This is a genomic window from Saccharopolyspora sp. NPDC003752, from assembly GCF_053605825.1.
In genome coordinates this window covers 22,415-32,680 of record NZ_JBSGJZ010000068.1, presented here as the reverse complement: position 1 = coordinate 32,680, position 10,266 = coordinate 22,415, and the positions used below count along the sequence as shown (strand labels likewise).

The following is a 10,266-nucleotide window of genomic DNA, read 5'->3' as shown; positions in this document are numbered from 1 at the left end:
CTATGTGGGCTGGGGGCTGGCGGGCCTTACCGGGGGCGCGGTTTGGGCGCCAACCGGCGGTCTTCCCTCCCGGGGGGGCGCCGGTTTCGCGCGAAACCGCCGTCCCGCGTCCCGGGTGGCCCCGTCCCGCACGTGCCCGCGCACCATTCCGAAACGCGTGGGCCCGGACGCGCCTTGCGCAGGCGCGTCCGGGGCAGCGGCGCCGGTCAGAGCACCTTGTCGAGGAAGGTGCGGATGCGGGGATTCGCGTTGCCGTCCGAGAAGAAGTCCTCCGGCGGGAGGTCGGCGGCGATCTTCCCGCCGTCGACGAACACGACGCGGTCGGCGACCTTGCGGGCGAAGCCCATCTCATGGGTGACGACGACCATGGTCATGCCGTCGCGGGCGAGCTCGGACATGATGTCGAGAACGTCCTGGACGACCTCGGGGTCCAGCGCGGACGTCGGTTCGTCGAAGAGCATCAGCTTCGGGTCCATCGCGGCGGCGCGGACGATCGCGACGCGCTGCTTCTGCCCGCCGGACAACCTGTTCGGGTAAGCGTCCGCGCGTTCGAGCATGCCGACGCGCTGCAGCAGGCCGCGCGCCTTCGCCTCGGCCTCGGCCTTCGACCGCTTGAGCACGTTCACCTGGGGCAGCACGACGTTGCGCAGCACGGTCATGTTGGGGAACAGGTTGAAGTGCTGGAACACCATGCCCATCCGGGACCGCAGGCGGTCCAGGTCGACACCGCGCCCGGTCAGCTCGTCGCCGTCGAACCGCACGCTGCCGGAGGTCGGGGTTTCCAGCAGGTTGAGGCAGCGCAGGAAGGTGGACTTCCCGCCGCCGCTGGGGCCGATCACCGCGACCACCTGGCCGGGCTCGATGGTGAAGTCGATCCCGTCGAGCACCTTGACGTCGCCGTAGACCTTGGTCAGGTCCCGGACTTCCAGTAGTGCCATCAGATGTACACCGCCATCTTCTTCTCGATGGTGCTCGTCGCGAAACCGATGAGGTTGGTCATCAGGTAGTAGAGGAGGCCGATGAACAGGTAGACCGTCAGCGCGTCGAAGGTGCGGGAGATGATGGTCTGCCCCACGAGGAACAACTCGTGGATGGTCACGAAGGACACCAGCGCCGAGTTCTTCGTCATCGAGACGAACTCGTTGCCCAGCGGCGGGAGCATGCGCAGGAAGGCCTGCGGGATGATCACGTGACGCATCGCCGAGGCGTGCGACATCCCGCACGACCGCGACGCTTCCAGCTGACCGCGGTCGACGGATTGCACGGCACCGCGGAAGATCTCGGTCACGTACGAGCCGCTGTAGAGCCCGAGCGCGATGATCCCGGCGGCCATGGGCGGGAGTTGCAGGCCGAGCTGGGGGAGTCCGAAGTAGATGAAGAACAGCTGCACCACGAACGGCGTCCCGCGGATGACCGAGACGTAGGCGTTGCCGAGCCACCGCAGCGGCGCGATCCGGCTGAGCTTGGCGAAACCGCCGATGGTGCCGAGCAGCAGGCTGAGCACCAGGGCGCTCAGGATGACCTGGATGCTGACGAGGAGGCCCTGCCAGATCTGCCCCGAGGACTCGATGATGGTGGCCACGTTGAACAGGGGGTGCCCGCCCGGCTTGGCCGCCGTGGTCTCCGCGCCGAACCACTTCTCGGTGATCTGCGAGTAGGAGCCGTCGTCGTGCATCTGCTTGAGCGAGGTGTTGAACGCGTCCCGCAGGGCCGGGTCGGCCTTCTGGAAGGCGTAGCCGTAGTTCTCCTCGGTCAGGCGGTCACCGATCTGCTTGAGGCCGCCCTGCTGGGCGATGAAGTGCTTACCGGCGGGCGCGCCGGTCACGACGGCGTCCGCCTGTCCCAGCCGCACCGACGAGAACATCTGCTCGTTGGTCTGCACCGTGATCAGCTCTGCGGCGGGCTGGTGCTGCTTGAGCCACTCGACGGACTTCGTGCCCACCTGGACGGCGACCCGCTTGCCCGCGAGGTCTCCGAGCGACGCGATGGAGCCGTCCTTCTCGTTCGCGAAGATCGCGAGGCCGCCGGGGTAGTAGATGTCGGAGAAATCAACGGCTTTGGCGCGTTCGGTGCTGATGTAGATCGCCGAGGCGCCCACGTCGATCTGGTTCGCCTGCAGCGCGGGAACGATGTTGCCGAACGGCATCTGGACGAACTCGACGTTCTTGATGCCGGCCCGCGCGGCCAGCGCCCGGACCAGGTCGATGTCGAAACCGAGCTGGTTTCCCTGGGCGTCGGTGAACTCGAACGGCGGGAAGGTCGCGTCGGTGCCGACCCGAAGCGTGGCCTGCCCGGAACGCAGTGCGTCGAGCTTGGCGGTGGGCGGTTCTGCCGCGGACGCCGCGCTCGTGGGCACGAGCACGAGCAGGCAGGCGACGAGCGCGGTCGCGAGCCGCGCCCAGGTTCGCTGACGGGGCATTCAGTGTCCTTCCGGGACAGACCGGTCGGCGGCGCTCGTCACGATCGTGTGCACGAGGCGGGCCGCGATCCGAGCGGTGCGGTTGTCGATGTCGTGGGCGGGGTTCAGTTCGGTGATGTCGGCCAGGGCGAGCTTCGGGTCGCTGCCGACCAGCCGGCACACCTCGAAGACGACACCGGCGGGTACGCCGAGGGTCGAAGGAGCGCTGACCCCCGGCGCCTGTGCGGCGGGGAGCACGTCGAGATCGATCGACAGGTACAGCGCGTCGACGTCCGCGATGAAGGCCCGGACGAATTCGAGGACGTCCTCGATGTGCCGTTCCTGGCAGTCGAGGTCCTGGCGGTGGCGGACGCCGAGTTCGGTCGCGGTGGCGAACAGCGCAGCGGTGTTGCTGGGCTGGCTGATTCCGAGCACCGCGTAGGTGAATTCGGCGCCGCGCCCGGTTTCTGCCACGGCGATCTGCCGGAACGGGGTGCCGGACGACGCGCGATCGGCCTCCCGCAGGTCGAAGTGCGCATCGAGGTTGAGCACGCCCAGCCGCCGGCCGTCCAGCAGGCCGCTGCGGGCGAGCCCGAGGTAGGAGCCGTAGGCGGTCTCGTGCCCGCCGCCGAGCACGACCGGGAGGTTTCCGCCGCGGAGCTGTTCCGCGACCGCCTCGGCGAGGTCGTCCTGCGCCGCTTCGAGGGCGTCACCGGTGACCGCGACGTCGCCGGCGTCGTGCACGACGACCTCCGGCTGGATCGCGAAACTCCCCAGGGCCGCGCGGATCGCGCCCGGGCCCGCCTGCGCCCCTGGGCGACCGCCGTTGCGGCGGACGCCGATGTCGCAGGGAAAACCGATCAGCGAAACGCCGGTGACGCCGGGCGATTCGTCGATCGCGTTGTGCCACCTGCGATGTTCCGGCCCGGGGCCGTCGACGCGTCCGGTCCAATCGGGAGCGGATGTGCTCACGCGTACTCCTCCAGTCTGCTGATGTCCTGCGCTGCGGCGTGCGTGAGCGTGACGAGGGAGTCGTGCCGAGGCCGGACCCGGAAGTCCGGGGCCATCGTGCTGACCACGCCGACGAGGTTCTGCTTCCGGTCCAGCACGGGCACGCTCACGCCCCACACGCCCGGATCGACCTGCCCGACGCTCACCGCGAAGCCCTGGCCCCGGACGCGCCGCAGGTCGATCTCCAACTTGTGGACCTGCGGTGGGGTCAGCCCGTGCGCCGCGGCGGCGCGCGCGACCCGGTCCTCGGGCAGGTGCGCCAGCAGGGCCTGGGCGCTGGCGCCGAAGGTGAGCGGCTTGCTCAGCCCGGGGGAGAAGCTGCACCGGACGACGCGCGTCCCCTCGGCCGCTTCGACGCAGAGCACGTCGTTGTCGCGGGCGATGAGGAACGCGGCGAGCTCGTCGGTGTCGGTCGCCAGCCGCCGGAGGCGGCGCTTCACCCCGCCCTGGCTGAGCACCTCGCGCCGGTAGTTCTCGGCCATCTGCACGGTCAGCGACCCCGCGCAGTAGCGGCCGCGCGTGCGCGCCTGGTGCACCAACCCGGTTTCGACGAACGTCGTCAGGTGCCGGTACACGGCGCTCGACGGGATCCCCGTGACCGCGGAGATCTCCTCCGCCGTCGCGCTCTCGCGTTCGGCGAACACGGCAAGGATCCGCGCTGCTCGCGTACCGGCTTTCCGGTTCGTTTCCGGGCTTGTCACGGCGGGCACGCTACGTCGGCGGTGACCAGCTGCCCAGCAATTCTTCCCAGTGACTGGGAATGTAATTCCCAGTGTTCGGTCGTGCGCGGAGAGGAGCGGCCGCAGCGCCGGAAACGGACCGGCAGCGACGCCTCGACTACTGGTGGTAATCCGCTTCGGGGCGACGGGTGATCGGTGGTCTTCGCCTGGAATCAGGTGACCGGCGGGCGGAAGTAAGGTGGCCGACCGTGGACCGACCCCTGCTGCCCGAGCACCTCCAGCTGCTGCTGTCCGACGAGCCCGTGCTGGACGTGTACTCCCACGGTCCGTGGCGGGTGCCGGACGGGCTGTACGAGGAGATCGGGGAGCGCGCGGTCGAGCTGAATCGCGACCCGGCCGCGGAGGCGCTGGCCGTGGAACTGCCGGAGTTCTTCGCCGAGGACACCACCGTCATCGGAGCGGAGCTGTGGTTCCTGCTGGAGTTCCTGGTCGGCACGGCGGCGGTGCGCGGCGGCAACGCCGCCGACCTGCAGCGGGAGACCATGGGCGGCTTCGCGGCCCAGCCCTGGCGGCCCAACCGCACCTGGTCCTGGAGCGCGAGCGCGTCGCGGTTCCGGCCGCCGGTGGAGTGGCTGCTCGACGGTGCCGGTGACGACCCCGAGCTGCGGGAGCTGGCGTTCGGCGTCGCCCGCCGCTGCCTGGACGTGTTCGCCGGGATCGAGCCGCTCGAACCGCGCCGCCAGGCGCTGATCGCGCTGCACGACATGCGCGCGGCGGACCCGGCGCTGGCCAAGCAGGACCTCGTCGCGCCGGTCGGGAGGCTGGCGGACCTGTGGGCGCAGCGCGCCGACGAGTCGGTCCTGGCCGCGTTGCCCGAGCTCAGCGGCCCGGCCGGCTACCTGGACTGGGCGTGCTCGGGGTTCCTGGCCGCGCACCAGCGGTTGCTGGAGCGGTCCTCGGGTGTCGCGGGCGCCGGCCCGATCCCCGACATCGACTACTCGGTGGAGCACGAGATCGCGCTGGCCGGCCTGATGCTGCAGGCCGAGCTGGCGGAGGTGCCGGTCGAACTCGCGCTCACCACGGGCCACGCGATGTTCGAGGTCGTGCAGGCCATGTTCGTCCGGCTCAAGGAGAACTTCGACGGCGACAGCTGGCACAACCTCGTGCTGGCCTGGCTCGGGCGCGCGGTGCTGGCGGGCGAGGTGGACGTCTGCCGAGCCTGGCTGGACATGGCGATGCGGATCAGCGGTGTGGTGCAGGGCTTGCCGGACGGCATCGTGACGCCGAGCTGCTTCGTTCCGGTGCGGGACTTCCAGCGGCAACTGCGAGTGCTGGCCCGGCCGCGCAGGGTGCTCAACCCGCTGGTGCCGAAGCTGGTCGGCGGCGAGGAACTGCACTCGGCGGCCGCGGATCCGGCGGCGACCCTGGTGGGCCAGCCGGAGCTGGCCGCGGCGGTCCGCGCCGAGCTGGCCGATTTCCGGCACGGCCGCACCAGGGTGGTGCGGATGTTGTTGACCGGCCCGGAAAGCACGGGGCGGGGGACGGCGGCGGGACTCCTGCGCGGCATGCTGCTCAAGGCGGGCGGCAACCGCACCGAGGCGTGGGTTTCCGAGGCCGAGTTCGCCAGCCTCGACGTCAGCAACGCCGTGGTGCACCTGCAGCAGAAGGCGCAGGGCCTCGGCGCCCACGACGTGCTGGTGGTGAACGGCCTCGACCAGTTGGCGGCCCTGGAGCGGTCCGGGACCGCGCTGCTGGAGGAGTTGCGGCGGCTGGTGAAGCGGTTGCCGGAACTGCACGTCATCGCGGTGTGCCGGGCCGGGGGAGACGACCGGGTGGGCGCGGTGAATCCGGCGCTGCTCCAGCAGTTCCGGGTCGCCAGGACCGCCGACTTCGCGCCGGAGGACCTCGCCGAGCTGTTCCGGCGCGCGGTGGCCCGGCGGGGCGCCACCGCCGCGGACGAGGCCGCGCGGTCGGCTGCCCGGCTGGCGGCGGTGGGGCCGCAGAACATGCGCGGCGCCCGGCTGATCGAGGACCTGGCGCGGCGCGGCGTCGACGCGGCCCGCGCCCGCAACAGCGGGGGACCCGTGGAGGTGCTCGGTCGCGACCTGCCGGAGCACTCGGTCGGCACCGACCTGGCGGACTGCGTGGGCCTGGACTCGGTCCGCCGCGAACTGGACCTGGTCCTCGCCGAGGTCCGGGCCGCGAAGCTGCGCCGGGAGGCCGGGATGCCGGGCGAGGTGCGCCCGCGGCACCTGGTGTTCACCGGTGCGCCGGGGACCGGGAAGACGACCGTGGCCGGGGTCCTGGGCCGGACCTGCGCGGATCTCGGCCTGCTGTCGGCCGGGCACCTGGTGGTGGTCGACTGCGCGGACCTGGCCGGGCGGCACGTGGCGGAGGCGGCCACCGGGGTGCAGCGCGCGCTCGACAGGGCCATGGGCGGCGTGCTGTGCATCGAGGACGCGGGCACGCTCGCCCGGCCCGGCATCGACGTCGACCGGGCCCGCAACCAGGGCGTGATCGACGCGCTGCTGGCGGGCCTGCAATCGCGCTCGGCGGATCTGCTGGTGGTCCTGTGCGGCCCGGACGCCGCGGTGAACGGCCTGCTCAAGGCGACCCCGGAACTGGCGGCCTGCTTCCCGAAGGTGGTGCGCTTCCCGGACCTGACCGACGAGCAGGTCGTGGAGCTGTTCGAGCGCAAGGCCGCGGCGGCGGGCTTCGCGCTCGGCGACGGGGTGCCGGAGAAGGCCCGGGCAGTGGTCCGCACGGCCCGCCGCGACGCGGCGATGACCAACGGCCGCCTCGCGGTGAACCTGCTGGAACGTGCGGTCTCGTTGCAGTCCAGGCGAATCCTCGCAGACGGGGTGGTGAGCGCGGACGAGTCGCTGCACCGGATCGAGGCCGTGGACGTGCCGGACACCCCGGTCGAACCGGTGCACGCGGACCTCCCGGCGGACCCGCTGGCGGCGATCGACGGCCTGATCGGGCTGGAGTCGGTGAAGCGCGAAGTGCGCCTGCTGGTCGCCGAAGCGGAAGCGGACCGGCTGCGCCGCGGCGCCGGGCTGCCGCTCGCGGCCCGCACCAGGCACCTGGTGTTCACCGGCAATCCGGGCACGGCGAAGACGACGGTCGCCAGGCTGGTCGCGGCGGTGTACGCGAAGCTCGGCCTGCTGTCCTCCGGCCACCTGGTGGAGGTTTCGCACGCGGACCTGATCGCCGAGTACATCGGCCAGACCGCGCCGAAGGTCCGCGCCGCGGTGGAGCGAGCGCGGGGCGGCGTCCTGTTCATCGACGAGGCGTACGCGCTGACGCCGCCGGACGGCAGGCACTCCTACGGCCCGGAGGCGATCGCGGAACTGCTGCGGCTGATGGAGGAGCACCGCGACGACCTGGTGGTGATCGCGGCCGGGTACGAGAGCCGGATGACGGAGTTCCTGCGCACCAACCCCGGCCTGGCCTCGCGCTTCCCCTCGGTGGTGCACTTCCCGGACTACGACGAGGCGGAGCTCGTCGAGATCTTCGAAAGCCTGGCGAGCACGGCGGGGTTCACCGTCCACGAAGGAGTCGGTGCGGAGGTCCGCCGATTCCTGCGGGCGACGAGCCGGGACGAATCGTTCGGCAATGGCCGCGTCGTCCGGAACCTCCTGGACCGGGCGATCGCGTTGCAGGGCGAGCGGATCACGGCCTCCGAACGGCAAGACCCGGCGGAGGTCGGCCTCCTCCGCCCGGCGGACCTGTCCGGAGTCCACATCAACCACTTGACAACCCGGAGCGACTCCTTCGGCCAGTACCTCTAACGGCCTGCCGTGGGCACTGGTCGTGCGGATCCGGGCCGGAAAGTGCCGACAGTTTCACGGAGCCGCGCAGCATGTTCCGTGCTCACCGGCTGTTCGGCGATGAGGCTGCAGCAGTCCACCCGCCGCATCCCGAGGTCAAGCAATGAATAGGCGCCGTTCAACACGGCGAGCGTTGGCGCGGTGGATCTCATCGACGCTCGTGCCATGTCATGGCTCTTCCTTGCCCGGCAGGGGCACGACCACGGAACGCCGGACATGACTGAAGATCACCGAGGTCCGCACGTGCACGATCTCCCGCCGCTGGGTGAGGCGGTCCAGGATGAAGGCGTTGAGCTGATCGTTGTCGGCCACCGCGACGTGCAGCAGGAAGTCGTCGCTGCCGGACATGGTGAAGTACGACAGCACTTCCGGCAGGCTCGCCACGAAGGTCTGGAACGACTCGATCACCGCGCGGTCCGGCGGGCGCAGCTGCACGGCCACCATCGCCTGGGTGCCGCGGCCGATCTTCCGAAGGTCCACATCGGCGTGCTGGCCGCGCAGGATGCCGCGCTTGGTCAGCCTGCGGATGCGTTCCAGGCAGGTGGACTGTGCCACGTGCAGGCGGGCGGCCAGTTCCTTGTTCGTCAGCCGGGCGTCCTCCTGCAGGAGCGTCAGCAACGCCGTGTCAAGTTCGTCCAGCACCATCGTCAGCACCCCGCGTCCGTGCAGAATTCGAGATTTTCGGCGATCTGCCGAACTTATCACGACGAAAGCCGGGAACATCCGCAGTGGCCGCTAAGTTGAGCCCCATGACCCTGCGTGACAGCGATCTCGCCGACTTCACCGCCGCGGCAGGCCATGCGGGCCCCGTGCGCGGGCGCACCTTGGCCGTCGCGGCCGTCGTGGTGGCGGCGCTGATTTGGAGCGCGTCGTTCGCGGTCACCAAGGTGGCATTGGCGGAGATCCCGCCGATGACGATCGGCGCGATCCGGTTCGGCTTCGCCGCCCTCATGCTCGCCGCAGTGATCCACACCAGGCGGGACCGGCGGCTGCCGACGGTCCGGCAGCGGCTGTTCATCGGCCTGGCCGGACTGCTGGGCATCACGGCGTACTTCGCCGTGGAGAACCTCGGTGTCGATCTGGCGACGGCGTCCGACGCGACGCTGATCGTCGCCTCGTACCCGATCATCACCCTGGCCCTGGAGCTGATCCTGCGGCGGGCCACGCTGTCGGTCGTCCGGCTGGCCGGCATGGTCATCGCCATCGGCGGGGTCTGGCTGGTCGTGCAGGGCGGAGCGGGCGATGATCTCCGGAACCGGTTGTGGGGTGACGCGCTGCTGATCCTCGGCGGGCTCGTCTGGGCCGGGTACAACCTGGTGGCGCAGCGCGACACCTCGGGCGCCTCGCCGGTCGTGGTGACGTACTACCAGACGCTGGCCGGAGCGCTCGGTTTCATCGCGATGTCGCTGTTCGAAACGGACCGGTGGGCCTGGCCGTCCCCGGCCGACCTCGGCCGCATGCTGTTCCTGGCCGGGCTTTGCTCGGTGGCCGCGTTCCTGCTCTACAACTACGGATTGCGCAGGCTGCTGCCAAGCGTGGCGGTCAACCTGCTCAACATCGTCCCGGTGGCGGGCCTGGTGTGGGCGGTGTTGCTGGCGGGGGAATCCATCGGCGTGCAACAGATCATCGGCGGTGCGGTCGTCATCACCGGCGTGTTATTCGGCCTGTACCAACGAAAGAGCGACAGACCCGCGGCAGTACCGAACGCGGCAACATCGAACGCGGAGAAGGACAACGCATGACAGGCCAGCCGGAGTTCAAGTGCGCGATCGTGGTCAGCGACGAGCTGCCCACGGGACTCGCGGTCAACGCGGCGAGCGTGCTCTCGCTGACCATGGGGCACCGCGTCGAGGGCCTCGTCGGCGTGGACGTGAAGGACGCCGATGGCGTGACCCACCCCGGCATCATCTACACCCCGCTGCCGATCCTGGTGGCGCCGCGCGAGCAGGTCGGCACCATCGTGCAGACCGCGGCCGCGCAGGACGGGATGTTCTTCACCGGCTTCAGTTCCCTGGCTCAAGGCTGCAAGACGTACGAGGAATACATCGACAAGATGGCGGCCACCCCGACCGCCGACCTGGCCAGTGTCGGTGTCGGCCTGTACGGCCCGCGCAAGCAGGTCAACAAGCTCGTCGGCTCGCTGCCTCTGCTCCGCTGAGATCAGGCCCGTCGTCCGGACGTCCAGCCGCCGGCGTCCGGACGGACTCGTCCTGAAGGGACTCGGATGCGGCCTTGCCCTGCGGCTCGACGGGTAACGCCTGCTTCAGGCACCGCAAGTCGGCCTTCGGATCGTTGCGGAAGGGCAGTTCGGCCAGCCAGCCGCTGAACTCGGGTCCGCCGCGCC

General features: G+C 70.5%; 8 protein-coding genes. 3 read left to right on the top strand and 5 right to left on the bottom strand.

Features of this window, described 5'->3' with window-relative positions; all coding sequences use genetic code 11:
- Positions 1 to 206: 206 nt before the first annotated feature.
- Genes ACWEV3_RS42170 through ACWEV3_RS42155 form a run of 4 tightly spaced genes read right to left on the bottom strand, consistent with a single transcriptional unit; the run spans position 207 to position 4,110 of the window.
- The gene (locus ACWEV3_RS42170) at positions 207 to 938 is read right to left on the bottom strand and encodes an amino acid ABC transporter ATP-binding protein (RefSeq protein ID WP_452619284.1); all 732 of its coding nucleotides are present in this window, start codon (positions 936 to 938) and stop codon (positions 207 to 209) included.
- Positions 938 to 2,419 (bottom strand): ABC transporter substrate-binding protein/permease, encoded by a 1,482-nt coding sequence (locus ACWEV3_RS42165; RefSeq protein ID WP_452619283.1) that lies wholly within the window; start codon positions 2,417 to 2,419, stop codon positions 938 to 940. The genes ACWEV3_RS42170 and ACWEV3_RS42165 overlap by 1 nt, the downstream gene beginning before the upstream one ends.
- Positions 2,420 to 3,370, bottom strand: coding sequence for a formimidoylglutamase (hutG, locus tag ACWEV3_RS42160; protein WP_452619282.1), 951 nt, complete (start codon positions 3,368 to 3,370; stop codon positions 2,420 to 2,422).
- Complete coding sequence (locus ACWEV3_RS42155) at positions 3,367 to 4,110, bottom strand: IclR family transcriptional regulator (protein WP_452619281.1); 744 nt, start codon at positions 4,108 to 4,110, stop codon at positions 3,367 to 3,369. The genes hutG and ACWEV3_RS42155 overlap by 4 nt, the downstream gene beginning before the upstream one ends.
- Before the next feature lie 227 nt (positions 4,111 to 4,337).
- On the opposite strand from ACWEV3_RS42155, the gene ACWEV3_RS42150 reads away from it, so the two are divergent.
- Positions 4,338 to 7,883: an AAA family ATPase gene (locus ACWEV3_RS42150; protein ID WP_452619280.1), complete on the top strand. Its 3,546-nt coding sequence runs from the start codon at positions 4,338 to 4,340 to the stop codon at positions 7,881 to 7,883.
- Between the two features lie 207 nt (positions 7,884 to 8,090).
- On the opposite strand, the gene ACWEV3_RS42145 is transcribed toward ACWEV3_RS42150, so the two are convergent.
- Positions 8,091 to 8,561: an Lrp/AsnC family transcriptional regulator gene (locus ACWEV3_RS42145; RefSeq protein WP_452619286.1), complete on the bottom strand. Its 471-nt coding sequence runs from the start codon at positions 8,559 to 8,561 to the stop codon at positions 8,091 to 8,093.
- A 110-nt stretch (positions 8,562 to 8,671) separates the two neighbouring features.
- Here ACWEV3_RS42145 and ACWEV3_RS42140 point away from each other — a divergent pair, with 110 nt between their 5' ends.
- Positions 8,672 to 9,664, top strand: coding sequence for a DMT family transporter (locus tag ACWEV3_RS42140; protein WP_452619279.1), 993 nt, complete (start codon positions 8,672 to 8,674; stop codon positions 9,662 to 9,664).
- Positions 9,661 to 10,080: a DUF2000 domain-containing protein gene (locus ACWEV3_RS42135; protein ID WP_452619278.1), complete on the top strand. Its 420-nt coding sequence runs from the start codon at positions 9,661 to 9,663 to the stop codon at positions 10,078 to 10,080. The genes ACWEV3_RS42140 and ACWEV3_RS42135 overlap by 4 nt, the downstream gene beginning before the upstream one ends.
- Positions 10,081 to 10,266: the final 186 nt, after the last annotated feature.